Source organism: Histophilus somni 2336 (genome assembly GCF_000019405.1).
GTDB classification, from domain to species: domain Bacteria; phylum Pseudomonadota; class Gammaproteobacteria; order Enterobacterales; family Pasteurellaceae; genus Histophilus; species Histophilus somni.
In genome coordinates, this window is record NC_010519.1 from 1,113,484 (window position 1) to 1,139,195 (window position 25,712).

General features: G+C 34.3%; 25 protein-coding genes and 1 pseudogene. 14 read left to right on the forward strand and 12 right to left on the reverse strand.

The features are described from left to right. Positions 1 to 4: 4 nt before the first annotated feature. The 5 genes and pseudogenes from HSM_RS11000 to HSM_RS05065 form a co-directional block, all read right to left on the reverse strand. Positions 5 to 532, reverse strand: a complete 528-nt coding sequence (locus HSM_RS11000; protein ID WP_052292871.1) for a glycosyltransferase — start codon at positions 530 to 532, stop codon at positions 5 to 7. Next, positions 529 to 1,338, reverse strand: a pseudogene (locus HSM_RS10465) (glycosyltransferase); the annotation flags it as partial. The gene HSM_RS11000 and the pseudogene HSM_RS10465, both read right to left, overlap by 4 nt. Positions 1,339 to 1,361: 23 nt before the next feature. Continuing rightward, entirely contained in the window at positions 1,362 to 1,553 is a 192-nt protein-coding gene (locus HSM_RS10470) for a glycosyltransferase family 2 protein (RefSeq protein ID WP_012341778.1), read from the reverse strand. 14 nt (positions 1,554 to 1,567) lie between these two features. Further along, positions 1,568 to 2,401: a glycosyltransferase family 25 protein gene (locus tag HSM_RS05060; RefSeq protein WP_012341779.1), complete on the reverse strand. Its 834-nt coding sequence runs from the start codon at positions 2,399 to 2,401 to the stop codon at positions 1,568 to 1,570. 61 nt (positions 2,402 to 2,462) lie between these two features. After that, a complete protein-coding gene (locus HSM_RS05065) occupies positions 2,463 to 3,278 on the reverse strand; it encodes a glycosyltransferase family 25 protein (protein WP_012341780.1) in 816 nt (271 codons plus the stop codon). A gap of 121 nt (positions 3,279 to 3,399) precedes the next feature. Between HSM_RS05065 and HSM_RS05070 the strand changes: the two genes are divergently transcribed. Further along, the gene (locus HSM_RS05070; protein WP_012341781.1) at positions 3,400 to 4,281 is read left to right on the forward strand and encodes a glycosyltransferase family 25 protein; all 882 of its coding nucleotides are present in this window, start codon (positions 3,400 to 3,402) and stop codon (positions 4,279 to 4,281) included. A 137-nt stretch (positions 4,282 to 4,418) separates the two neighbouring features. Here HSM_RS05070 and fbpC read toward each other — a convergent pair whose 3' ends face one another. The 4 genes from fbpC to HSM_RS05090 all read right to left on the reverse strand — a co-directional run bounded on the left by fbpC (position 4,419) and on the right by HSM_RS05090 (position 9,713). After that, positions 4,419 to 5,468 carry a ferric ABC transporter ATP-binding protein gene (gene fbpC / locus HSM_RS05075; protein WP_012341783.1) on the reverse strand — a complete coding sequence of 350 codons (1,050 nt, stop codon included), beginning with the start codon at positions 5,466 to 5,468 and terminating at the stop codon, positions 4,419 to 4,421. Positions 5,469 to 5,534: 66 nt separating this feature from the next. Further along, entirely contained in the window at positions 5,535 to 7,592 is a 2,058-nt protein-coding gene (locus HSM_RS05080) for an ABC transporter permease (protein WP_012341784.1), read from the reverse strand. A gap of 21 nt (positions 7,593 to 7,613) precedes the next feature. After that, complete coding sequence (locus HSM_RS05085; protein ID WP_012341785.1) at positions 7,614 to 8,645, reverse strand: ABC transporter substrate-binding protein; 1,032 nt, start codon at positions 8,643 to 8,645, stop codon at positions 7,614 to 7,616. A gap of 27 nt (positions 8,646 to 8,672) precedes the next feature. Further along, positions 8,673 to 9,713: an ABC transporter substrate-binding protein gene (locus tag HSM_RS05090; RefSeq protein WP_012341786.1), complete on the reverse strand. Its 1,041-nt coding sequence runs from the start codon at positions 9,711 to 9,713 to the stop codon at positions 8,673 to 8,675. 203 nt (positions 9,714 to 9,916) lie between these two features. On the opposite strand from HSM_RS05090, the gene udk reads away from it, so the two are divergent. The 5 genes from udk to adk all read left to right on the forward strand — a co-directional run bounded on the left by udk (position 9,917) and on the right by adk (position 14,373). After that, positions 9,917 to 10,558, forward strand: a complete 642-nt coding sequence (gene udk / locus HSM_RS05095; protein WP_011608800.1) for a uridine kinase — start codon at positions 9,917 to 9,919, stop codon at positions 10,556 to 10,558. Positions 10,559 to 10,567: 9 nt separating this feature from the next. Further along, entirely contained in the window at positions 10,568 to 11,152 is a 585-nt protein-coding gene (gene dcd / locus HSM_RS05100; protein WP_011608801.1) for a dCTP deaminase, read from the forward strand. A 14-nt stretch (positions 11,153 to 11,166) separates the two neighbouring features. Beyond that, complete coding sequence (locus tag HSM_RS05105; protein ID WP_012341787.1) at positions 11,167 to 12,360, forward strand: AsmA family protein; 1,194 nt, start codon at positions 11,167 to 11,169, stop codon at positions 12,358 to 12,360. A 277-nt stretch (positions 12,361 to 12,637) separates the two neighbouring features. Then, the gene (locus HSM_RS05110) at positions 12,638 to 13,639 is read left to right on the forward strand and encodes a bile acid:sodium symporter family protein (RefSeq protein WP_011608803.1); all 1,002 of its coding nucleotides are present in this window, start codon (positions 12,638 to 12,640) and stop codon (positions 13,637 to 13,639) included. Between the two features lie 89 nt (positions 13,640 to 13,728). Beyond that, positions 13,729 to 14,373, forward strand: a complete 645-nt coding sequence (gene adk, locus HSM_RS05115) for an adenylate kinase (protein WP_011608804.1) — start codon at positions 13,729 to 13,731, stop codon at positions 14,371 to 14,373. Between the two features lie 85 nt (positions 14,374 to 14,458). On the opposite strand, the gene grpE is transcribed toward adk, so the two are convergent. Beyond that, positions 14,459 to 15,046, reverse strand: coding sequence for a nucleotide exchange factor GrpE (gene grpE, locus HSM_RS05120; RefSeq protein WP_011608805.1), 588 nt, complete (start codon positions 15,044 to 15,046; stop codon positions 14,459 to 14,461). 142 nt (positions 15,047 to 15,188) lie between these two features. On the opposite strand from grpE, the gene HSM_RS05125 reads away from it, so the two are divergent. After that, positions 15,189 to 16,106 (forward strand): NAD(+) kinase, encoded by a 918-nt coding sequence (locus tag HSM_RS05125; RefSeq protein ID WP_012341789.1) that lies wholly within the window; start codon positions 15,189 to 15,191, stop codon positions 16,104 to 16,106. Between the two features lie 77 nt (positions 16,107 to 16,183). Further along, the gene (recN, locus tag HSM_RS05130; RefSeq protein ID WP_012341790.1) at positions 16,184 to 17,863 is read left to right on the forward strand and encodes a DNA repair protein RecN; all 1,680 of its coding nucleotides are present in this window, start codon (positions 16,184 to 16,186) and stop codon (positions 17,861 to 17,863) included. A 190-nt stretch (positions 17,864 to 18,053) separates the two neighbouring features. Here the strand turns inward: recN and HSM_RS05135 are convergent, their stop codons facing one another. Continuing rightward, positions 18,054 to 19,364 (reverse strand): cation:proton antiporter, encoded by a 1,311-nt coding sequence (locus HSM_RS05135; protein ID WP_011608808.1) that lies wholly within the window; start codon positions 19,362 to 19,364, stop codon positions 18,054 to 18,056. 327 nt (positions 19,365 to 19,691) lie between these two features. After that, a complete protein-coding gene (locus tag HSM_RS05140; RefSeq protein ID WP_012341791.1) occupies positions 19,692 to 20,042 on the reverse strand; it encodes a RidA family protein in 351 nt (116 codons plus the stop codon). 110 nt (positions 20,043 to 20,152) lie between these two features. Between HSM_RS05140 and HSM_RS05145 the strand changes: the two genes are divergently transcribed. The 6 genes from HSM_RS05145 to uvrC all read left to right on the forward strand — a co-directional run bounded on the left by HSM_RS05145 (position 20,153) and on the right by uvrC (position 25,704). Next, positions 20,153 to 20,875 carry a YwiC-like family protein gene (locus tag HSM_RS05145; RefSeq protein ID WP_012341792.1) on the forward strand — a complete coding sequence of 241 codons (723 nt, stop codon included), beginning with the start codon at positions 20,153 to 20,155 and terminating at the stop codon, positions 20,873 to 20,875. 14 nt (positions 20,876 to 20,889) lie between these two features. After that, entirely contained in the window at positions 20,890 to 21,789 is a 900-nt protein-coding gene (locus HSM_RS05150) for a RimK family alpha-L-glutamate ligase (RefSeq protein WP_012341793.1), read from the forward strand. A gap of 118 nt (positions 21,790 to 21,907) precedes the next feature. After that, a complete protein-coding gene (gene lpxK / locus HSM_RS05155) occupies positions 21,908 to 22,903 on the forward strand; it encodes a tetraacyldisaccharide 4'-kinase (protein WP_012341794.1) in 996 nt (331 codons plus the stop codon). Next, entirely contained in the window at positions 22,900 to 23,097 is a 198-nt protein-coding gene (locus tag HSM_RS05160; RefSeq protein WP_012341795.1) for a Trm112 family protein, read from the forward strand. Before lpxK ends, HSM_RS05160 begins: the two co-directional genes overlap by 4 nt. A gap of 14 nt (positions 23,098 to 23,111) precedes the next feature. Further along, positions 23,112 to 23,882, forward strand: coding sequence for a 3-deoxy-manno-octulosonate cytidylyltransferase (gene kdsB, locus HSM_RS05165; protein WP_012341796.1), 771 nt, complete (start codon positions 23,112 to 23,114; stop codon positions 23,880 to 23,882). Continuing rightward, on the forward strand, positions 23,875 to 25,704 hold the full coding sequence (gene uvrC, locus HSM_RS05170) for an excinuclease ABC subunit UvrC (RefSeq protein ID WP_012341797.1): 1,830 nt from the start codon (positions 23,875 to 23,877) through the stop codon (positions 25,702 to 25,704). The genes kdsB and uvrC overlap by 8 nt, the downstream gene beginning before the upstream one ends. The last annotated feature ends 8 nt before the right edge of the window (positions 25,705 to 25,712 follow it).

The window sequence follows — 25,712 nt, forward strand, 5'->3', positions numbered from 1 at the left end:
TGTTTTATAATCTGACTGACTGACTGACTGACTGACTGACTGACTGACTGACTGACTGACTGACTGACTGACTGACTGACTGACTGCTCATTCTTTTGCTTTTTTCTTGGGATTCAATAAAAGCATCATAACAAGCTCCGATTGCCTTGTTTCCTAAATCAGTATTCCACAACGGCAACAGACTATGATTGACCAATATGTCAATATCCAAATAAATAATTTTCGTTAAATTAAACTTTTTTAAGTAGTTTGCCAGATTCAATCTAGCGTAGGTTGATAAAGAAATATATTCTATTGTTCTAGGAAATTTTTCAAAATCACTTATATTAATAGGGGTAATATCCAAACGACAGTTGTTTTTATTGGCTAGTTCAATGCAATAATCCTTTGCAACAGTAGAAATACCCATATCCAACAAATAAAAATGAATAGTATAACACTCATTGTTTTTATCTCTAGCGTGAATAATACTTAACATAGTTACTGCTAAATATTTTGCATAATTGTCATCACATGAAAAGAGAATGTTCATTTGTTTCTTCTTCTTATTAAGGATTTTAATGTTTTACTCAGTATTTTTCTTTTTTGTAATAAATTTAAATGTTTATATTTTAAAATATATAAGAGAAATTCAATAGAGCCACAATTTTGATAAATTAAATTTAGTATCATATTGAAAAGAACAACATTAAGCGATTTAAAATCACTTGCTGGTAAAATATTTTTTTTAGATGAAATAAATTCGGCAAAATCAGATAAATCATTAAAACAATAGTTTTCTTGGAAAGAGTAGTTAATGCCTAATTTTTGTAAGAGAAAGTTGGTTGCTTCTATTCTTATTCTTCTAGCTGATTTTTCTTGTATATCACTATATTTTGAAGATATTTGATTATGGTGTACCCTATAGTAAGTAAATGATTGAGGGATATTTGCCATTTTTCCTCTTTTAAGTATTTCTAGCCATAATTTATAATCCTCTGCATGCGGATATTTTTCATCATAAAAGAGATTATATTTCTTAAAAACATCGTTTCGGATTACCATAGTGGGATGAGTAAATTGATTTTTAAATGGAAATTCTCTTAAAATTTCTTCATATTCTAAACAGCCTTTCCACACATCTTTATTTTTAGTATATTTTCCCACTTTTCCAAGTGGAACATCATTATCATGCAATATAGTAATAAATCCGCCAACAGCAAGCAAATCCGGTTCTCTTTCCATTTTTTCTACAATCGTTTCAATCCAAAAGGGTTCAACAATATCATCAGCATCAGTTCTTGCGACATATTTTCCATTACAATATGTTAAACCTTTATTAAGAGATTTAATAAGTCCTAAATTAGTTTCATTTTGTAATACTAATAATTCCCCCCCCTAGCGTATTCATGTGATAATCTATTTAAAATTTCCTGAGTATTATCAGTAGATCCATCATTTACTACAATTACTTCAATATTATTATAAGATTGAAGCATAATTGCACGAATACATTCTTCTATATATTTTTCTGCATTATATGCTGAAATGAGTACAGAAACTAAGTTATTCATTATTTTTAACCTCTCTATAAGAATTTTACAATACGCCAACCATTCAATTTTCTTTTTAATCTTCTTCTAAATCGTCCTATTTCCTTCGAAATACTTCGCCATAAATTCCTTCTTGCTTTTTTATTATTTTCTCTCTCTCTCTCTCTCTCTCTCTCTCTCTCTCTCTCTCTCTCTGCACGCTCTACTGAAATAACGCTGGTTAACTTGCAGTTTTCTTGATTTAAAACATTATCTTGAATAACAATTGCAGGAGAAATTTGATAAACGGGATATTGTTCTTCTTTTAATAATGATTCAAATAAAATGACATCAATTGGCTCAACTGAAAAATCAGGAGATTTAAATAAATCTAATAATTTTTTTGCGGCAATTTGTGAAATAATATATCCTGCAGTTCCCCATTGTTGAGACATTAATTGAGGAAAACAACGCTGTTGAAAAAATTTAATTTTAGTTTTGCGATATGCTGAATTCATTAAATAAGTTTCTAAACGAAGAATAAAATACTGATTCACATCAAACCGCTCTTTTAGCCAATCATATTGCCCAAGAAATTGGTGGGCGACTGGACTGAGAATAATGTCATCTTCAAAAATAGCGATAAAAGGTAAATTTTCATCAACACATTTTTGCCATAATAGAACATGGCTCATAAAACAGCCTTTTTCTCCTATTGTCAGATCGGTTTTATTTAAAGATGGGACATAGTATTGAATAATATTTTCATTTTCTTCATTAGGTTGAAACGCATTAAAAAAGGAATATGGAATATTTTGTTCGCCAAAATATTTTTCAATATGTTGACGTCTTTCAACTGAACTTTTTAAACTGATAACATGATTAAACATTATATTTCCTAAAAATAAAATAACGTATTCTAACAATGATATGCTATTTGCAGAGATATTATTATAAGAATTTTATGCGACGATAATCTTTCAATATCCTTCTTCTAAATCGCCCTATTTCCTTCGATATACTTCGCCATAAATTCTTTTTTGCTTTTTTATTATTTTTACTCTCTCTCTCTCTCTCTCTCTCTCTCTCTCTCTCTCTCTCGGGTGCAAGAGAACTGGTTAATGTGCAGTTATCTTTATTTAAAATACAATCCTGAATAATAATGGCAGGCTCACATTGATAAACCGGATATTGTTCATCTTTTAATAATTGCTTAAAAATAATTTGATCTATTTCTTCAATGAAAATATCCGTATTTTTAAATAACGCTAATAATTTTTTAGCTGCAACTTGAGAAAGAATATAGCCTCCCATTCCAAAATGTCCAGACATTAGCCGATTAAATTTACGGTTTTGGTAGTCGGGAATTTTTGTCTTGCAATATTCTGATTTCATATAAATTGTTTCTAAGCGGAGAATAAAATATTGATTAAAAGCTAACCGCTCTTTTAACCAATCATATTCACTCAAAAATTTATTGGCGACCGAACTGAGAAAAATATCATCTTCAAAAATGGCAATAAACGGTAGATTTTCATCCACACATTTTTGCCATAATAAAACATGACTCATAAAACAGCTCTTTAGTTTATTTGCGAGATTGCTTTTACTTAAAGCTGGGACATAGTGTTGAAGGATATGTTTATTTTCTTCATTAAGCTGAAACGCATCAAAAAAAGTATAGGGAATATGTTGTTGGCTAAATTCTTTTTCGATATGTTGACGTCGGTCGACCGCACTTTTTAGACTAATAACATAATTAAACATAGTTTACTCATTTTTTATATATAAAATGTAGTGGTTTGCTACTCAATTAAATTGACAGTATAAAAAATAATTTCTAAAATAGCCAATATTTTGTTGAGTTTACTGTGAATTATGTTAGATAATGCCAATCAATCAATCAATCAATCAATCAATCAATCAATCAATCAATCAATCAATCAATCAATCAATCAATCAATCAATCAATCAATCAATCAATCAATCAATCAATCAATCAATCAATCAATCAATCAATCAATCAGTGATTTTTGTCATAAATTTAGAAAAAGCAACTGAAAGAAAACATTTTATTTCCCACCAATTTACCGCACTTCAAGAACAGCATCCTGACATCGTAATAAATTATCAGTTTTTTACAGGGGTAAATGGAAACACCCAACCAAATCATCCTTTATTTGCTAAATACAATCAAAAGAAACGCTATCAGCGAAAGGGAAATGAAATAACTTTAGGGCAATTAGGTTGCTATGCAAGTCATTATTTACTATGGGAAAAATGCGTTCAATTACAACAACCTATTATTGTATTAGAAGATGATGCTATTTTGCAGCCCAATTTTTTAGCTGTTTATCAGTTCTGCTTTTCTGCGGAAAATCAATTTGAATTTTTTTGGTTAACGCACTCTAATAGTTCAAAAATTAGAACAAAATTAATTCACACGTTACCCGATAGTACAAAATTAGAACAACATTATTTCGGTTATAGTAACACGACAGGTTATTATCTTACTCCTCAAGCAGCACAGAAGTTTTTAGACTCTTCTCAAGAATGGATATATAACGTAGACATTTTTATGGATCGTTTTTATGAAAATCATGTTGCTTTATTGGGCGTGAATCCGCCTTGTGTCAAACCCGATTTTTCTAAGCAAAGCCAGATTACGATGAATAAAAATAACCGCACTTTTTGGGTTAAGTTAAGACGTGAATATTTTGCACTTCTTGAGCGTATCAAGCGTTTTGTTTATTGGACGTGTTATTGTTGATGATAGATATGGATAAAGTGCTAGGTTTACGAGCAGACAAAACTGGAAACAAAATAGGCAGGGAAATTATTAGAATTTCCAGTTCAAATTGATCTGACAGTCAGCTGTTAAACAGAGACTGTCAGATTAGTTGCTTTTTATTCTTGTTTGTTTAGTAAAAATACGCCATTTTCACTGAAATGAACGTAGGCCTCGTGCATTTCTTGTGAAAAATTCTCTGGATTAGCATTGATCAGTAAATCTTTACCGCCCCAATTAGCTATGATTTCCCAATAACTTCCCATATAGACCGCACTTTTTATTACACAACGTTGTTCTTCCATACCTTCTGATTTTAGTTTGACTGCTTCAGGACGAATACCCACTAAACATTCTCCATCGTTCAAAGCGAATTTATCCGCATCAGGTAAAATAAATTGATAGTCGTTAATGGTAATTTTGCCTTGTTCTAAATAACCATTAAAAATACTACTTTCTCCCATAAAACTTGCTAAGAATAGTGAGTTAGGATATTTGTAAAGCTCTTTTGCTGGTGCTTTTTGCATGATTTTACCTTTATTCATCACGATGACTTCATCAGATACCGCAAAAGCTTCTGTTTGATCATGAGTTACATATAAAGAAGTAATATTTAAACGCTGTTGTAATTCACGAATTTTTTCACGCATTGAACGGCGTAAATTCGCATCTAAATTACTTAGAGGTTCATCAAATAATAACACTTTCGGCTTTAATACTAATGCTCTTGCCAGTGCTACTCGTTGTTGTTGTCCACCTGAAATTTGATCGACATAGCGATCTTCAAATCCTGCCAAGTCAACTAATTCTAGTGCCTCTTTTACTCTTTGTTTGCGTTCATCAGAACCCACACCTTGCATTTTTAAGCCATAGCCAACGTTATCGCCGATGGACATATGCGGAAACAGTGCATAAGACTGGAATACGATACAAATATCACGATTTTGGATGGAAGATTTTGTTACATCTTCACCATCAATAAAAATTTCTCCCTCGGTTGGACTTTCAAGTCCGGCGACTAAACGCAATACCGTTGTTTTACCACAACCTGACGGTCCTAATAAAGTTACCATTGAACCACGTTTTATGTTCAAGTTTAAATTATCTATTACTACGGATTTACCAAACGATTTGGTGATATTTTTGAGTACTAAAAAATCATTATTCATATTTATAGCCTTTCGTTAAAATTTTTTATTTTTCTACCGCACTTCGTTATTCAAGTGCGGTACCGATTAATTCATTTTTTTCGCTTTTGAACGGGAAATGCGAGTGTCACCAACGATCCAGTCGAAGAATAAAATAATTGCCATCATCACAACAATTAAAATTGAACCATAAGCAATGGCTATGCCATATTCGCCATCTTCAACTCGATTCAAAATATAGGCAGTAGCTACTCGTGTATCCGCTGTAACTAAAAAAACAATCGCACTGACGGTTGTCATTGCTCTAACAAAGCTGGTAACCAATGCGGAAAGTAATGCCGGTTTTAATAATGGAAAAACAATAAATAAAATAGTTTTTAATGAACTGCCTTTTAAAGAAAGTGAAGCTTCATCTAGAGATTTATCTAATTGTCCAAGTCCTGCAACCGCCGCTCGCATACCAACGGGCATGTTACGCATTACCATTGAAAGAATAATAATTAGTCCCGTACCTGTAAGGTAAATCGGTGCATCATTGAATGCAATGATATAAGAAACACCGGCAACGGTACCTGGTACAGCAAAGCAAAGTAAGGTTAAGAATTCTAAGGTTTTTTTGCCTTTAAAATCTCGTCTTACTGTAATATATGCGATGAGCAATCCGAAAATAGCCGTAATTGGAGCCGCACTTATCGCAAAAATAACCGTTTGAATTAATGACGGCCAAGCACCATCACTGAAACCTTGACCAAATAACGTTATGTAATTTTGTAGGGTGAACGTGTAATCAACGCCCCAGTTTTTTGTAAAGCTACCATAAAAAATACTGCCATATAAGACCGCATTAAAGAGGATCCAAAAACCTAACGTAAAGACAACGATATATTTTAAGGTCGTTGGTAATTCTTGTACGTCTCCTCGATAGGATTTTCCCGATACTGTTACATAAGAACGATTACCTATCCACCAATATTGAATGATAAAGATTGCAAGAGAAAATATGAGTAATATCGTACCTAACGTGCTGGCTGAAGCATAATCCAATTGAGAACCCGCAATGTAAAAATAAATTTGTGATGAAATCACATCAAAGCTACCGCCAAGAACTAATGGCGTACTAAAATCCGCCAATGATTGAATTGCCACAACTAAGAATGAATTTGCTAATGCTGGCTTTAACAACGGAAAAATAATATTAAAAAACGTTTGATAGCGATTTGCTCTTAATGTATAAGATGCCTCTTCAATAGATGGATGGATAGATTTTAGTGCACCTTCTAAAATCATAAATGACATGGGAGTAAGTGCTAAAGTATGAGCAATTACAATACCTGTAAAACCATATAGCCAGTTACTGCTAAACCCAAAATACTCAACTAAAAATGAAGTTACATAACCGGAACGTCCCAACATTAATGTTACCCCAAGACCGACTACAAAAGGTGGGGTAACAATAGGTAAAATAGAGAATATTTTACCTATTACCGCTGTTCGCTTAGCAACTCTGGTAGTATAAAGTGCAAAAATTAACCCAAATAATGTCGCTAGAGTTCCAATTGTAAATGCAACCGCTAATGAGTTTCCAATGATGCGTAAAACATATGGTTTACTCACAATGTCCAACACTTGGCCAGGTACAAATGTCGAGCCATCGTAGAACATAGAAAGGAAAATGGCGAAAGTTGGATAAACAATAAAGAAAAATATAAGTAAAATGATACTTATTAGAGAAAATATAATGAACTTATCTCCTTGCATAAATTTCATTTTTGCCAATGCGTTGGTTGCTAATGCAACCAACGTAATAACCAAGATAAAAATGGAATATCCAAGACTGAACTTTTGCAAAATAGCAGACAAAAATACAAAAAAGAAGATTCCTACAACAGCAAAAAATTCAACTTTTCCTTGTTTTTGTTCCCCGCTATGTTGAAATAAATGAGAAAGTATTGGCACAATGAGTAATGAACCAAACCAAAGCCAACTTAAATTAAACTTAGTCCATCCCATTGCGTCATAAATTTCTTCAGATGTAGAATCTGTTATACCATAGTGTAATGTCATAGTTGGTAACACAAAAAATCCAATAAACGACAATAAAATCCATCCTAGGCTACCTTTGAATATTCGTGTCTGTTCACTCATAAAACCTCCGTGAAACAAAAATTACTTTGCTAATTTAACTTCTGTAACCCATTTATCAATAATCTTGCTGCGAACTTCATTTGATCCAAATCGATCAAAATCATAATCGATTAAGTTTAATTCCGTTGGCTTAAGTGAATAAGGCGATGGTTCAGCATTAGCATTAGTTGGAATATGATGGGATTGTGCCTTTTGCCAAGAAAGTTCTTGAGCTTCTTTTGACATTACCCAGTCAGCAAATAATTTTGCATTTTTCAAATTACGTGCATTTTTAATGATACTGATTCCGCCCAGTTCATAGCCCGTTCCTTCACAAGGAACAACAAGCTCAATAGGTGCTCCATTTGCTTTTTCAAAAGAGTAATTTTGTAAAAAGCCTACACCTATTGCTGTTTCTCCTCTTGCTGTATTTCTTGAAGGAGCTGTACCTGCTTTAGGATATTGGGATACATTTCGATGAAGTTTTTTCAAGTAATTAAACGCTGCATCTTCTCCCCATAATTGGATAAATGTTGCAATTGCCGTGTAAGCAGTACCTGAACTTTGAGGATCAGCTAATTGAATTTCGTTTTTTAGCCGTGGATCTAAGAGATCTTTCCAACATTTTGGAACTTCAGTAATACCTAATTTTTTTAACCTTTCGGTATTTACACCAAAGCCTAATACTCCCATGTATACAACAGAACTCTTTCCATTTCCTAATTTTTGGAACTGAGGAAGCACTTCTGCCAATTTCGGTGATGTGTAAGGTTCAATCAGACCTAGTTCCACCGCTTGTAAGTGCGTGTCGAATGGACCGCCAAACCACACATCAGCTTGAGGATTATTTTTTTCCGCTACCATTTTTGCTAAAGTGCTGCCTGAACTATTGCGAATAAATGATGCACTAACATTGTATTTCTCAGAAAAACCTTGAACGGCTTTTTCACATACTACATTTTGAGCACTACAATAAACCACTACTCTCCCTGCCGATTTTGCCAAGGTTTGAGCGTGAAATAAACTTGCAAAAAATAAAGCGGAAAGAGATAAAGCAAATTTTGATAACTTCATACTTATTCTCCTAAGTAAAAAATATTTTTATTTAGCCAATTTAACTTCATTAATCCATTTTGTAATTAAACGTTTACGTTCTGCAACGTCACCATATTTTTCAAAATTGTAATTAATAAGTTTTAATTTCTTAGGATCAAAAGCTACCGGTGATTGTTCTGCTGTCGTGTTAGTTAATGTTTGGAATGATTTTCCTTTTTTCCAAGCTAATTCTTGCCCTTCTTTTGATAACGCCCAATCTACAAACAATTTAGCATTTTCTAAGTTTCTTGCACCTTTAATAATACTGACACCTCCTAATTCATACCCTGTTCCTTCACAAGGCACAATCATTTCTATTGGTGCACCTTGTTGTTTTTGCAATGCATAATCATGTAAGAAACCTATTCCCACAGCTGTTTCACCACGAGCGGTATTATTAGAGGGGGTAATTCCCGATTTTGTGTACTGTGAAATATTTGGGTGTAACTGTTTAAAATAATCAAAAGCTTTATCTTCTCCCCAAATTTGAATAAAAGTTGCAATCGCTGTATAGGCAGTCCCTGAACTTTGTGGGTCAGCGATTTGGATTTCTCCCTTAAGACGAGGATCGGTTAAATCTTTCCAGCATTTTGGAATTTCAGTGATACCTAACTTTTTCAATCGTTCCGTATTAACACCAAAACCTAAAATTCCCATATAGATAGCAGAGGTATAATTACCTTTCACTTTAGCCGGATCTTGGAAACGTTCTACAATGTGATTAATATTGTCGGAACGATATGGCATTAATAATCCCATTTCTGCTGCTTGTGCTTGAGGATCAAGCGTACCGCCATACCATACATCGGCTTGCGGATTATTTTTTTCTGCTTCAATTTTTGCTAGAGTACTGCCCGAGCCGTTTCGAATGAAGGATGTTTTTACGTCATACTTTTCACCGAAAGCCTTGGTTTCAGCTTCACACATTTCATTAGTTGCACTACAGTAGACAACTAAACGCCCCTTTGCATTAACTTGAGTCGTTACCATTAATCCTGTTGCAAAAAGTGCGGTTGATATTGCCCAAGATATTTTTTTCATTTTCATATGGTTCTCCTTGTTTGAAAAATACCTGTTGTAAGACAGTGTAGGAATGATAACACAAGAAAAAATAGGATCATGTGAGGAAAGTCACACAATACAAAATAAAAGGGAGTGATACATAAATCTTCTGAGAATGACTGTCAATACAGGTAAATTTTCTTTATAATCGGCATAAATTTTCATTTAAATTAGGTGGAATATTATCCATGTCAGATCAGTCTTGTATTATTATTGCCATTGCTGGTGCGTCAGCATCGGGGAAAAGTTTAATTGCATCGACTATTCATGAGGAATTGTGTAATGAATTAGGCTGTGAGGAAATTGGGATTGTGACGGAAGACAGTTATTACAAAGACCAAACGCATCTTTCTTTTGAGGAACGTATTAAAACAAATTATGATCATCCAAATTCAATGGATCGTGATTTACTAATTCAACATTTATGCGATCTAAAAAAGGGTAAAGCCGTTGATATTCCAGTTTATAGCTATGTTGAACATACAAGAACCCAAGAAGTAACTCGGTTTGAGCCTAAAAAAGTAATTATTTTGGAGGGGATCTTGTTATTAACAGATGAGCGTATTCGTCAGGAGGTAAATATGTCGGTTTTTGTTGATACACCTTTGGATATTTGCTTTATTCGCCGTTTACAACGTGATATGGAAGAACGTGGTCGCTCATTACAGTCTGTCATTGATCAATATAAATCCACGGTTCGTCCAATGTTCTTACAATTTATTGAGCCATCAAAACAATATGCTGATATAGTTGTTCCTCGTGGTGGCAAGAATCGAGTTGCGATTAATATGTTAAAAGTGCAAATTCAACATTTGTTAAATAACAAATAAGGAACAAATATGAGATTATGTGATACAGATATTGAGCGATATTTGGATCAAGGTATTATTTCTTTAACACCTAGACCGAGCAACGAAAAAATTAATGGTGCAACTATTGATGTTCGTTTGGGAAATTCTTTTCGTGTTTTTCGTGAACATACTGCACCTTTCATTGATTTAAGCGGTCCTAAAGAAGAGGTAACCGCTCAACTTGATGCGGTAATGAGTGATGAAATTATTATTGGAGAGAATGAAGCTTTCTTTTTACATCCGGGTGAATTAGCCTTAGCCACAACATTAGAAGCAGTCAAATTACCTGCCAATATTATTGGTTGGTTAGATGGGCGATCTTCGCTGGCTCGTTTAGGGTTAATGGTTCATGTTACCGCACATCGTATCGATCCAGGTTGGGAGGGAAAAATTGTCTTAGAGTTTTTTAATTCTGGAAAATTGCCTTTGGCGTTACGTCCCAACATGGTGATTGGTGCATTAAGTTTTGAAGTATTAAGTGGTACTGCTGCGAGACCTTACACAAGTCGCAAAGACGCAAAATATAAACATCAGCAAAGTGCGGTTGCCAGTCGTATTAGTGAGGACAAGTAAGGGTATATCTGATTATGTGGAAAAAAATCTTCTTTTTTATTACCGCTCTTTTTGTCGGCATAGCAATTTTCACGTATGTGCAGATTGAAAAAATTCAATCAACGTTAGTCGCAAGATTAAATGCTAACCAAATAGCGGTTGACAACATTACTATTGATTTTTTCCCTACAAAGATAACGCTTACTAATCTCCAATATTCTAAACATCCTTCTCACATTAATATTGACACGGCAAATATTGAAATAAGCGTATTGAATTTATTAGCGGGTAATCTTGCTGTAAAAAATATTGTTCTAAACAACATTTCCCACTCATATCCATCTTTCCCAGCTGTTCAGTACTTAACAATGATAGGGAAAATTACACAACAAAATAGCAACATTTTCTTTGATAATGTGCAGCTGGAATTGCAATTTGCTCACCCTGTTTATTTGGATAAAAGAACATTTAATTTTCATATTATTGAAGGATTTTTTAATCAAAATGAGATGGAGACTCCTAAATTTGAAGGAAATATCGTCATAAATCAGCAACCTGTGCTCATTAAAGCGGAGATCTATCAATCAAAAAACGAGGAAAAGGGACTAAAGATTTTGTTTAAAGCTAGGGATTGTGAGCAATGTGCGGCAGAGTTTGAATATAATTCAACTCGTGATCTTCCATCGGTGTTTACAGAAGGAACTTTGCAATTTAGTAGTCATAATTTTCCCATTGAATATTGGCTTAAAATGGTAGATTTAGATCCACTTATAACAGGAAAAGCTGATATTGTTGCGAGTGGTGTAGTAAAAAATAATCGGTTACAAAAACTGGACATGCCAATTACGGTTAAACAAGGATCTCTATCCGGCGTTAATTTGTTGGAGTTGGCGAGCGGGATTTTACCTATCAATTACGATAGAGAAAATGCACCGAGGGATATGGCTTTTGAACATCTTCAACTCAACGCAAATTGGGAGAATAACTTATTGTATTTAGAAGATATATTTATTTTGACTGAGAATATTATTATTGAGGGCAAGGGAATTTCCGATCTTGATCAGATGCAATGTGATATTAATTTAGTTATGCGACCGACCAATAAAAAATATCAAAATGTCAGTTTAACCGTACATTTCTTTGATCAGTGCAATCGCCCTCAGTATCAATTGAAAATCCGAGCAAAAGATTATTTAAAGCAATTACTAAAAAGAAAATTTTCCCATTAAGTCTCATGTTAATCATGCAGTCTTGTACTGTGCTGAAAAAATAAACTCAATTTTAAAATAAAGTGATATTTACTATACACTTTCTTTCTTACCTTTATAAAATTATTGCCAATAAATATCTTTTCAAGATAAAAATCTAAAAATAATTAAAAATTGGAATTAAATAAATATTTAATTATATTTAAAAGCAAAAATTCAAATTAAAATGCTGAAAATGACATTGACTTAACCATAAAATTTCCTCATTATTGGGTAAGTAATTTATGAGGAAAAAGTTATGTTTTTATTAAAAAAGTTCAGTCATCTTTTAGCAAAATACACCGCACTTGTTATCATTGCATTAGCTTGTGTTACTTTTTATTCCCCAAATCTTTTTACTTGGGTAAAAGGTGATGCACAAATTATTGTACTTGGTCTAATAATGCTATCAATGGGCATGACCTTAGGTAAAGAAGACTACCGTATTCTTGCAAAACGTCCTTTTGATATTTTAGTAGGAACTATCGCCCAGTATAGTATTATGCCTTTTGTTGCAATTTCTATTGCACAACTCTTTAATTTATCTCTAGGGTTAACTTTGGGTTTAGTGTTGGTTGGGTGTTGTCCCGGTGGTGTTGCTTCAAATATCATGAGCTTTCTTTGTAAAGGTGATGTGGCTTACTCTGTGGGTATGACTACTGTTTCTACTATTTTAGCTCCAATAATGACCCCACTTTTATTGAATTATTTAGTAGGTGAAACGGTTGCAATGGACGGTTGGGCAATGTTTAAGTTTATGTTGTTAGTAACATTGGTTCCTGTTGGTATTGGCTCAATTATGAACATAACGTTTGAAAATAAAAAATGGTTTCAAGAGTTGCGTGAATTAATGCCAGGTGTTGCGGTTATTAACTTTGCTTTTATTGTTGGTGGCGTTGTTGCGGTACATGGAAATAAATTTTTAGAATCCGGTTTTATAATTTTTGTATGTATTGTTTTCCATAATGTTATTGGATACATCTTAGGTTTCTTTACAGGGCGTTTATTTGGAATGAGTACAGCTAAAAAACGCACTTTATCTATTGAAGTAGGAGTACAAAATGCTGGTTTGGCAACAGGATTAAGTTCAAAATTTTTCCCAACTAATGCGGAGTCTGCTATTGCTTGTGCAGTATCTTGCGTATGGCATTCTATTTCAGGCACAATTTTAGCAAATTTATTTTTATGGTGGGATAAACGCAAAAATACATCAACTCAAGAGAACAATCCTGCTAAAAATTTAATGAATAGCACGAAATAAAATAATAAAAATTTATACCGCACTTGAGTTTGTAAGCTAATCAAGGTAATGTATGCGAGTTTATTTTATTATTGTTTTATGAGGTTAATATGAAAATCATTCTTTTGGGGGCACCTGGTGCAGGCAAAGGTACTCAAGCACAATTTATTACAAATAAGTTTGGCATTCCTCAAATTTCTACCGGTGATATGCTACGTGCTGCAATTAAAGCTGGAAGTGAATTGGGACAAAAGGCTAAAATCTTAATGGATATGGGACAATTGGTACCTGATGATTTAATTATTTCTTTGGTGAAAGAACGTGTAGCACAAGAAGATTGCGAGAAAGGTTTTTTACTGGACGGTTTCCCACGTACAATTCCACAAGCAGACGCTTTAAAATCCGTTGGTATCAGTATTGATTATGTATTGGAATTTGATGTGCCGGATGAAGTTATTGTTGAGCGTATGAGTGGTCGTCGTGTTCACCCTGCTTCTGGACGGACTTATCACATTGTTTACAACCCGCCAAAAGTGGAAGATAAAGATGATATAACTGGTGAAGATTTAATTCTTCGTGCAGATGATAAACCTGAAACTGTTCTAGATCGTTTAAAAATTTATCATAATACCACTAAACTTTTGGTTGATTATTATCAAGCTGAAGCTGCACAAGGTAACACGAAATACTTTCGATTAGATGGTACACAAAAAGTTGAAGAAGTGAGTCAAGAATTGGACAAGATCTTGAGCTAAGTGCTTAAACAGTTCAGACCTCTATGACTACTTAATACTGAGAACATAGAGGTCTGCTTTTATTCATTGAATATAAATATGCTAATTATTGTGCAACCATTACCATGGCAGGTCTGATAACTCGCCCATTTAATAGATAGCCTTTTTGTAAAACTACTGTAATTTGATTACTTTCAAACCCTTCTGTTGGTTGCATGGAAATAGCTTGGTGTAATTCAGGGTTAAAAGTTTCGCCAATTACACCGACAGGTTCAACACCGAAGCGTGCAACAGTTGATAAAAGTCCTTTTAAAGTTAACTCAACACCATCGACTAAACTTTTGATGGTTTCATTTTCTACATTAGCAGGAGTAGACAGTGCACGTTCTAGATTGTCTATCGTTTCCAACAAATCTTTAGCAAATTTCTCTAAAGCAAATTTATGTGCTTTTTCAACATCTTGTTCAGCACGACGGCGTATATTATCAATTTCAGCACGTGTGCGTAACAAAATATCTTGTTCTTTTTTTACAGCTTGAATAAGCTGTTCCTCCAATTCTTGCACACGAGCAATAGCATTTTCCAACGCATCTCCATCCTGTATTTCGGTTTCTTCCATTGGTTTTTCTTGCTCATTTTGAGTTTCAAGTTCAGCTGAAATTTCCTCTTGTTCGACTTTTTCTTGTTCTGACATTATTTTTTTACTCCATTTTTAGATTTGTATCATTGTATCAAAAAACATAGAAATTAACACCCGCACTTATTGGCAAGTAGAGTAGAATGTGTGTAATATAGTACTCCTTTTATTTAATTCAAGTGTTCTTTGTAGAAAGACCATGACACCAGCAAATTTTATTGATAGTAAAAAATTAATTATTTCGTTTAAGACGATTGCCTTAGTAGGACGCCCTCGTCATGATGTGAATTTACAAATGCACAAAAATTTATTTCATTGGCTTTCTGAACGTGGTTATCAAGTTTTAGTTGAACGAGAAATTGGTGAACGTTTAGGATTGTCGGTAAATCATTTAGCGGATTTAGATGAAATAGGCTGTTTAGCCCATCTTGCCATTGTTATTGGTGGTGATGGTAACATGTTAGGACGGGCGAGAGTCCTAGCTAAGTATAATATTCCATTAATAGGTATTAATCGTGGTAACTTAGGGTTCTTAACTGATATTGATCCGAAAAATGCTTATGCTCAGTTAGAGGCTTGTTTGGAAAGAGGCGAGTTTTTTGTTGAGGAGCGTTTTTTACTTGAAGCAAGTATTGAGCGGAATGGAGAAGTTGTTGCACAAAGCAATGCAATAAATGAGACAGTTATTTATCCGGCTAAAATTGCTCATATGATAGATTTTCATGTATATATTAATGATAAATTCGCATTTTCGCAGCGTTCAGATGGGCTGATTATTTCCACACCAACAGGTTCAACTGCGTATTCTTTGTCAGCAGGAGGTCCAATTTTAACTCCGCAGCTTAATGCTATTGCCTTGGTGTCAATGTTTCCACATACGTTATCTTCTAGACCTTTGGTTATTGATGCTGACAGTAAGATTTCGGTGCGTTTTGCTGAATATAATACATCTCAATTGGAAGTTGGATGTGATAGTCAAGTAGCACTTTCTTTTACCCCTGATGACATTGTACATGTCACAAAAAGCCAAGATAAATTACGCTTGTTACATCTAAAAAATTACAATTATTACAATGTATTAAGTACAAAATTAGGTTGGCTTAAAAATTTAGCTTAAAAAATTTTTATAAGTCTATTTACTGTATATAAAAACATATATATAATTGTATTTATATACAGTAAAGGATTCATGCTATGTTAGTTCAACTTACCATTAATAACTTTGCGATTGTTCATCATCTTGATATTGAATTTGCGAAAGGTATGTCAGTTATTACCGGCGAAACTGGAGCCGGAAAATCTATTGCTATTGATGCACTCGGACTTTGTTTAGGGCAAAGAACAGAGTTATCTATGTTACGTGACGGACAAGAGAGAGTGGATGTTTGTGCCACATTTCATATTGAGAGCATTAATCCTGCTTATCAATGGCTACAAGAGCAGGAGTTACAAGATTCTGACAACCCTGAATATTGCATTTTACGTCGAATTATTAATTCTGATGGACGGTCGAAGGCTTTTATTAATGGCGTTGCAGTATCAGCCTCACAACTCAAAACTATTGGACAATATCTGATTCAGATTAATGGTCAACATGCTTCTCAACAATTGCTAAAAAGTGACTACCAGATTCATATTATTGATCAATTTTGTGGACATGAGGACTTATTGAAAAATATGCAAGAAAGTTACCGCACTTGGCGAGAGTTACAGGAAAAAGTAACGACATTTCATCAGAAATGTGCTGAAAATGAAGCAAAAAAACAGCTATTAGAATATCAAGTAGAAGAGTTAGATCAGTTTAATTTGAAAGAAAATGAGTATTTGGAGTTGGAAGAAGAGCATACTCGCTTATCAAATAGTGAAGAATTGATGTCTTTATCTCAGTCAACATTACAGTTATTAAGTGAAAATGAGAGTGTGAGTATTGATAGCCTGCTTTATAAAGCAACACAATATATTGATGAGCTTTGTCAATTGGATTCTAATTATTCTGATGTGCAAACAATGTTGCAAGAGGCACTTATTCAAATTCAGGAAGCCACGTCTGAAATACAACATTTATCCTCAAATATTGATCAGGATCCAAAACTGTTACAGGCTGTTGAACAGCGTATGGGACAAGTGTTACAACTCGCTCGTAAGCATAATGTGAAACCACAGGATTTAGTTGAATTACATAAACAACTGAAAAATGAACTTGAGCAACTCGTTCATTTTTCTGAAAGTGAATCGCAATTGATACAACAAGAAGAACAGATGCGACAACATGTGCAAGAAATTGCAACGAAACTTAGCTTAAGTCGTCAGCAAGGGGCAATAAAATTATCAACACAAGTGACACAATCTATTAAATTACTTGCTATGGAAAATGCGGAGTTCTCAATTACTTTTGATGAGGATAAAAAACTTACAAGTAAAGGTTATGATCAACTCTGCTTTAATTTGAGAGCAAATCTAGGTCAATCAGTACAACCTTTAAATAAGGTTGCTTCCGGAGGGGAGCTTTCACGTATTGCATTGGCTATACAGGTTTTAACCTCTGATAAAGCAGCTGTTCCTACTTTAATTTTTGACGAAATTGATGTGGGAATTAGTGGTGCTACAGCCAGTGTTGTGGGCAAATTATTGCGACAATTGGGCAAAAAATGCCAAGTCATTTGTGTAACGCATTTACCTCAAGTAGCTTGCTGTGGACATAATCATTTTGCTGTAGAAAAACAGGTTATTGAAAATAAAACAATAACTAAAATGACCGCACTTACATCAGAACAGAGAGTTATTGCATTAGCAAAACTTTTGGGGGGGCAAGGCATTGGTGAAATGGCATTAGCTAATGCACAAGAAATGTTGGATTTAGTCAATATAAATTGAATTTCATTTCGTGTATTTCACCAAAACAGATTATATTGTATCCGATTTTAGAACTGATCTATTAATAACAGACTCTAGCCTCAGTACATAAAAATGCTTATGAAGTAAATAGCTGATACTGTTTCACTTATATTAATTCTATTGTCTGAGGTAGAGAAAACCATACAGCACGGACTTCACATCGATGTTTTTAAGTCTGATTTTTTAACCCTATATAACCTCGTTTTTGCAAAGTTGCTTCTTTGGATTTTCTGATCATTGTTTCTATTGTCGTGCCTTGAATTAAAATTGAAAAGAGAACAACGCTGTAAGTAATAATAATAAATAAATCTCGCACATTCATACCGATATTTTCTAAAAATGCACTCGTTGCAGGAATAGAAAGTGCCATGGCAAGAGAGAGACCGCCTCGTAAGCCTCCCCAAGTTAAAATTCGTAAAGTATAAGGATTGTACACAGTTTTCATACTTAAGAATTTGAATGGGATCCATACGCTTGCATAACGACAAAACAAACATACCGGAATAGCGATTAGACTTAAGATGATCGCTTGTGAAGTAAAGTTCACCAATAACATCGCAGAGCCAATTAATAAGAATAAAAGTGAATTTAAGAAATGATCAATCATTTCCCAAAAGTGATCAAGATAGTGTTGACTTTGTTCTGAAAAACCGGAGTGTCTTGTCCAGTTGGAAATCATAATTCCGGCTACAACCATTGCCAAGGCACCAGAAACATGAAGCAAATTTGCTAACATAAAGCCAGCAGTAGGAATGGTTAAAGTGAGTAAGATTTCTAAACTTCCGTCATCGGTAGCTGAAATCAGAAAATGAGCAATAACACCTAAGATTAAGCCAAAGAAAATTCCACCAACGGCTTCAGCTAAGAAGAGTTTTGTAATCTCCATTGCAGTTGGCTCATGTCCACCAAATGCAACGGTAAAAATAGTTGTAAAAATAACTAATCCTACACCATCATTAAATAAAGATTCACCTTCTACTTTCATGGATAATTTTTTTGGTGCTTTTAAGTTTTTAATGATGGCCAATACAGCGATAGGGTCTGTCGGCGAAATGAGAGCGCCAAATAAAATACAATAAATAAAATCTATATGCAGCCTTAATAAGGCAGATATTCCGTAAAATAAAACTCCAATAAAGAGAGTTGATGCTATCGTTGAAAACAAAGCTAATATTGTGATCTCCAATTTTTGGCTTTTTAATACAGGTAATTTAATTCCCAATGCACCAGCAAAAAGTAAAAATCCCAAGATGCCATTTAATAGGAAATCTTTAAAATCAATGCGTTGCATAACGTTTTGAGCAATGTCGTCTAAATGGAATAAATTAGTGGATCCTGCGATTAGTAATATCAGTGAACCTACAGTTGCTGTTGCGGTGATTGCAATTGTGTATTGAATACGGTCACTGATTTTTTGAGTGACAAAACCGATTAAAATCGATATGGTAGAGAGAAAACAAATGTAAGTATAAATACTCATAAGAAGTACCTTCTAAAATTTAAAAATCTGTTTATATTTTATTAATTAATCAAATTAGTAAAATATAAACAGACTTGACTTGTTCTAATTGAGATAGTCAAGTAGCGATTGAGCATTAGAAAGTTAATAAAATGTAACAAGAAAAATTTTTGCCTAGTATAAGTAAAGTCCTACTTTTTATAAAGTTCATTTTTATAAAATAATTAGAAATAGTTAATTTATAGCGTTATTTTCGACCGCACTTTTGATATGAAAATGCTTGTTTAAGGATAGTAATGGCAGAATAAATTTTGTTTGTTCTGCCATTATATGTTGAAGAATGAAAAATTAACATTTTGCCACAATAACAATTTCCACTTTCCATTTCGGGTCAGCCAATTGACTTTGCACTGTGGCTCTGGTCGGTGCATTATGAGAATCAACCCATTCATCCCATGCCTTATTCATTTCTTGATAGTCTTGCATATCAGCTAAAAAAATTTGTGCATTGAGTATGTTGCTTTTATTTGAACCGATTTCTAGTAATAATTTATCAATTAGACCTAATACTTCTTTTGTTTGTAAATAGGCATCTACATCAGTATTTTCCGGTACTTGTCCAGCAAAATAAGCAGTATTATTGTGAATCGTTATTTCAGATAGCCGTCCGTTAGAATGAAAGCGTTGTATTTTTTCCATAATGTCTCCTTAGTGAATAATGAAATTATGTATAAAGATTATAGCGATTTTTGTAAAAATGGACTAGGATCTGCAAGTTTTTCTTGAATTATTGTAGTGGAAAATTTTGTGTGAAATTGCTGATTTCTAACCAACATGGTGCAACTTTAATGGCATTAATGCCATTTTTATATGGTATGCTTTTGGCTAAACCGACTTGGCAGCATTCCTTTTTATTTTTGGCTTGGTTTAGTCTATATTTAATGAGCTATCCTTTTTTTCATTTGTTCAAAGGTAAAAAATCGAATTTTATAAAATATCAAAAATACACATTGATTTATGGCACGACAAGTTTGATATTTGCACTACCTGTTTTTTACTACAATTGGCACATTTTATATTTTCTTATCGCAATGTTACCTTTTGGCTTCATCAATATTTATTTTGTAAAACAAAAAAATGAACGAGCATTAATTAATGATTCGGCGGGGATAATTATCTTTGCTATTGCCGGTATGGCAAGCTATTATTTTTCTACTTTTACCTTTACTCAACAAATTTGGTTAGTTGCTTTATTGCCAAGTTTGTATTTCATCGGCACTACTTTGTATGTCAAATCTTGTTTGCGTGAACGAAAAAATCCTAAGTATTTATTGGCTTCTTACTTGTGGCATGTTGCTTGTGTTGTTCTTTTTGTTGCAATACAACAGTTTTATCTTGCATTTGCTTTTGTTATACCAGCAATACGTGCCTATTTTTTACCGAAGATGAAGATCTCAGCTAAACAACTCGGTTTAATTGAGATTGCGGTAGCCCTTGTATTTTTTATTCAACTTCTTTTTGCCACTTTATAGAGAAGAGGACTACTATGAAATTACTAATGTTATGTCGAGAACCTCGCCTTTACAGTTGTCAGCGTTTAAAAGAAAGTGCGGAAGATAATGGGCATCAGATAGATATTCTGGATCCTAATCGTTGCTTATTAAAACTCTCGAAAAATGCACCGCACTTTGAGTTGTATTATCAAGTGAATAGTAAAAGCGAGCCGTATTTATTACCGGATTATGATGCGATTATTCCTCGTTTTGGTTCTACAAGCACAAGAATGGGGTGTGCCGTGTTACGACATTTTCGTACAAAAAATGTATTTTGTTTAAATGATGATGTTGCGTTTTTAAAAGCCAGAGATAAATGGCTTAGTTTACAGTTATTGACTGAACAAGGTATTGCTGTCCCTAATTCAGCATTGTCAGGTGCAGAATTTTCTGCCACTCAAGCCATTTTGCAAATTCAATCGCCGACGATTTTGAAAACGTTACACGGATCACAAGGAATAGGTGTTATTTTGGCAGAAAATCGTAAAAGTGCGGTGAGTATTATGGAAACTTTAACTCAAGCAGACGTACCGTTATTAATGCAGGATTTTATTCAGGAAGCACAAGGAACGGATATTCGTTGTTTTGTTATTGGTGATAAAGTTGTTGCTACAATGCAACGTATTGGACAAGAAGATGAATTTCGTGCCAATTTTCATCGAGGGGGAAGTGCAGAAAAAATTCAGTTAACCGAACAAGAAAAAGTACTGGCTTTAAAAGCAACGAAATGTTTAGGGCTAGATGTTGCAGGTGTCGATTTGATCCGTTCTAAACAAGGGTTGTTAGTGCTAGAAGTCAATGCCAGTCCCGGATTGGAAATGATCGAAAAAACCAGTGGAATTGATATTGCCTTGCAAATGATAGTTCACATTGAAAAGCAGTTTAAGAGATAATGTTTTGCTCGTAGTGCGGTAGAAAAATACCTTGTTTTTTGTTTTAATAATGAAATTTAAAAAATCCCGATATTTACAAAGGATTCACACCTTAACATACTGAATAAATAGGTTAATTATGTTCTTTTGGTATCAAAATCACGTTATAGCTAAGTTACTTGTTTGGCTGTTATTCCCATTTTCTTTGGTCTTTTGGTTTATTTCTGTTATTCGTCGGAGATTATTTCGATTAAACTGGCTGAAATCCTACCGCTCTCCTGTTCCTGTTTTGATTGTGGGTAACTTATCTGTAGGGGGAAATGGAAAAACACCTGTAACGATTTGGTTGGTAAAACAATTTCAGTCGAGAGGTATTAAAGTTGGCGTTATTTCACGTGGATACGGTAGCCGAGCAGAGTATTATCCATATTTAGTTAAAATTGATGATAATCCAACTATTTCCGGTGATGAACCTTTGTTAATCGCACAACGTACAGGCGTACCTGTTTGTATTTCCCCGAATAGACAACAAGCAATTGAGCTTTTACTGGCACAGTTTAATTGTGATTTAATCATTAGTGATGATGGGTTACAACATTATAAATTACAACGTGATTTTGAAATTGTAGTGATTGATGGCGAAAGGGTATTTGGCAATGGTTTTGTTATGCCGGCAGGACCTTTAAGAGAATTACCAAATCGTTTAGCGGAAGTGGATTTAATTATTAATAATGGAAAACTAACAGGTTATAGTAATACGTTAATGCTCTTATTACCTAAATTCGCCGTTAATTTAGTCAGTGGTGAGAAAAAACTATTACGTGATTTTCAACGTATTCCTCTCAATGCAATAGCAGGTATTGGTTATCCGCAACGTTTTTTTAATATGTTACGAGATTTTGCGTTAACTCTTGAAAAAACGCAAAGTTTTCAAGACCATCAGGATTTTGATGCAGTACATTTCTCATATTTCTCTTCAAATCAACCGCTCTTTATGACGGAAAAAGATGCGGTTAAATGTCGTCCTTTTGCACAGGCGAATTGGTGGTATGTGCCGGTTGAGGCTGATATTCAGGGAGAAGAGGTAGAACGATTTATGCAAGTTGTTTCACAACAAATAAAGGAGAAAAAATGAACGGAAGATTATTAGAAATTGTCGCATGTCCAATTTGCCAAGGGCGATTGAAATACGACAGTGAAAATGAGCAACTTATTTGTCACTTTGATCATATTGCTTACCCTATTAAACAAGGTATTCCAATTTTACTTTCCGATCAGGCAATCGGTTTGTCTACATCTTTAACCAATCCTGAGCAACAAAATCAGTAATAAGGAGAATATTCATGAATTTCACGGTTATTATTCCCGCACGTTATGCGTCCAGTCGCTTACCGGGTAAACCTTTGGCTGACATTGCTGGAAAACCAATGATCCAACACGTTTGGGAAAAAGCACAACAATCCGGTGCAACAAGAGTGGTCGTTGCAACAGATTATGAGGAAGTTGCACGAGCAGTTCGTGGTTTTGATGGAGAAGTTTGTATGACTTCCTCTCAGCATAATTCAGGTACAGAACGTTTGGCTGAAGTGATAGAAAAATTAGCTGTACCTGATGATGAAATTATTGTGAATATTCAAGGTGATGAGCCTCTTATTCCCCCTGTTATTGTGAGTCAAGTTGCACAAAATCTACAAAAATATCAAGTGAATATGGCAACTCTTGCAGTAAAAATTGAAGATGTGGAAGAGTTATTTAATCCAAATGTAGTGAAAGTTTTAACAGATAAAGATGGTTATGTTTTATATTTTTCTCGTGCAGTTATTCCATGGGATCGAGATCAGTTTGTTCAACTGGGTAAAGCAGATTTATCTCAATTGCAATTGCACCAACATTATTTCCGTCATATTGGTATTTATGCTTATCGTGCCGGCTTTATTAAACAATATGTACAATGGCAACCCACAACATTGGAACAAATTGAAAGACTTGAACAATTGCGTGTCCTTTGGAACGGTGAAAGAATTCATGTGGAATTAGCAAAACAAGCTCCTGCCGTTGGGGTAGATACGGTAGAAGATTTAGAAAAAGTGCGGTCTATTTTATCTCATGTTTGATGCCAAAAACTTTCTTGCCAATGTAACGCACCAGCCCGGTGTATACCGAATGTTTGATGAAAAAGGGCAGGTGATTTATGTTGGTAAGGCAAAAGATTTGAAAAAGCGTTTATCCAGCTATTTTCGCACTAATTTGAACAGTAAAAAAACTTCCGCACTGGTTTCGCATATTCATTCAATAGAAACAACAATCACCGCTTCAGAAACTGAAGCATTATTGCTTGAACATAATTATATTAAAGCTTTTCAGCCCCGTTACAATGTTTTATTACGTGATGATAAATCCTATCCCTATATTCTATTAACGAAAGAACGTCATCCTAGAATTACCTCGCATCGAGGTTCAAAAAAAGTACAAGGTGAGTATTTTGGCCCTTATCCCCATGCAGGAGCGGTACGTGAAACTCTCTCTTTGTTGCAAAAATTATTTCCTATTCGGCAATGTGAAAACTCGGTATATAACAACCGCTCTCGCCCTTGTTTGCAGTATCAAATCGGGCGTTGCAGTGGTCCTTGTATTGATGGTTTAGTATCTGATGAAGAATATCAGCAACAGGTCGATTTTGCTCGGCTATTTTTACAAGGTAAAGATCAGCAAGTGTTGGAGCATTTGATCAAAAAAATGGAACAAGCGAGTATGCAACTTAATTTTGAGCAGGCAGCTTATTTCCGTGATCAAATTCAGGCGATTCGTGCGGTAATTGAAAAACAATTTGTTTCTAACGAACGTTTAGATGATATGGATATTCTGGCAATTGCTTATCAGCTTGGTATTGCTTGTGTACAAGTTTTATTTATTCGTCAGGGAAAAGTATTAGGTAATCGCAGTTATTTTCCCAAAGTGCCGGCAAATACGGATTTAAGTGAATTAACCGAAACGTTTGTCGGACAGTTTTATTTACAGGGGCATCAAGGTCGGATTATACCAAGTACCATTATTGTTGATCATGTTTTGAATGAAAAACATGAACTTGAGGTTTTATTAACAGAACAAGCCGGACGTAAAGTAAATATTCAAGATAATGTGAAAGGCAATAAAAGCAAATTTTTACATTTGGCTCAAATGAATGCACAAGCCGCATTAGTAACACAGCTTAAACAAGCTAATTTAATACAAGAGCGTTATCAGGCATTACAAGAACTTTTGTCTTTAACTACCATTAAACGTATGGAATGTTTTGATATCAGTCATACTATGGGAGAGCAAACAATAGCTTCTTGCGTTGTTTTTGATACTGAAGGACCGTTGAAATCAGATTATCGTCGTTTTAACATAAGCGGAATTACTGCAGGCGATGATTATGCCGCTATGGAGCAGGCTTTGTTGAAACGTTATGATCGCCCATTAGAAAATGAGAAAATTCCAGATATTATTTTTATTGATGGGGGAAAGGGGCAATTAAACCGTGCTTTACAAGTTTTTGCACAATTAAATGTATCTTGGGATAAAAATAAACCGCTCTTAATTGGAGTAGCAAAAGGGGTAGATCGTAAAGCAGGTTTAGAGACGTTAATTATTAGTAAACAAAATAAGGAAGTGAATTTATTGCCTGATAGCCTTGCCCTTCATCTTATTCAACATATTCGTGATGAAAGTCATTATCATGCCATTGGCGGTCATCGTAAAAAACGTCAACAGGCTTTTACTCAAAGCGGTCTAGAAGCCATCAAAGGTGTTGGAGCAAAACGAAGACAAGCTTTATTAAAATATTTAGGGGGCATGCAAGGTGTAAAAAATGCGACTTTAGCAGAAATTTCCTCCGTTCCGGGCATTTCTGCTGCGTTGGCGGAACGGATTTATGAAACGCTAAGAAGTGAATAAGCAGTAAC